This is a genomic window from Caballeronia sp. LjRoot34, assembly GCF_964253815.1.
Classification (GTDB): Bacteria; Pseudomonadota; Gammaproteobacteria; order Burkholderiales; family Burkholderiaceae; genus Caballeronia.
In genome coordinates this window covers 1-552 of record NZ_CAXUSB020000031.1, presented here as the reverse complement: position 1 = coordinate 552, position 552 = coordinate 1, and the positions used below count along the sequence as shown (strand labels likewise).

Here is a 552-nt window from a genome sequence, read left to right as displayed (position 1 = left end):
GTAAGCGTGACCGAAGTACCGTTCTTGACGAAACTATTTTCGACGAGATTTTTTTGTTGGCGGGGCATTAACTTCATCGACGACATAGCCGGTAGCGATGGCCTCGATGATCGCGAACTCCAATCGATCTAGCAGCTCTAGCATGGATTCGCCGGGGTGCTGGCGAAGCATGGCGATCGTGCTCTCTTTCATGTGAGCCGCGGCCACGGTGCCGAATGAGGGTACCGAGTCGACGGAGAAGGAGCCGCCGTCCGCGACGAAGGCGGCCAGCGACGCGAGTGTCGTCGGAACCTTGCTCGCTAACTCACTCAGCTCACTGAGGGCGCGGGCGAGTTCGTCGTCTGAAGTTTGTCGGCGACGTGCCATGGCAGCAGCTCCTCGATTCTATTGATGGGGTGGTCGGCGATATGGGCCAGTACGTAGCCCAGATATGCTTCCGGATCGATACCGTTGAGTTTGCAGGTGCCAATCAACGAATACATGGCAGCCGCTCGTTCACCGCCGCTATCTGCGCCAACGAAGAGGAAATTTTTCCGTCCAAGGCAGCATCCT

General features: G+C 57.2%; 2 protein-coding genes. Both read right to left on the bottom strand.

The annotated features are described in order from the left end of the window. Window positions 1-33 precede the first annotated feature (33 nt). Window positions 34-366 carry a hypothetical protein gene (locus ACSQ36_RS47015; RefSeq protein WP_436181446.1) on the bottom strand — a complete coding sequence of 111 codons (333 nt, stop codon included), beginning with the start codon at window positions 364-366 and terminating at the stop codon, window positions 34-36. Further along, on the bottom strand, window positions 309-552 hold a 244-nt coding region (locus tag ACSQ36_RS47010), incomplete at its 5' end, for a transposase domain-containing protein (protein ID WP_436187636.1). The genes ACSQ36_RS47015 and ACSQ36_RS47010, both read right to left, overlap by 58 nt.

Excerpts from the sequence above, each read along its gene's own strand:
- ACSQ36_RS47015 (WP_436181446.1), bottom strand. The coding sequence starts at position 366 with ATGGCACGTCGCCGACAAACTTCAGACGACGAACTCGCCCGCGCCCTC.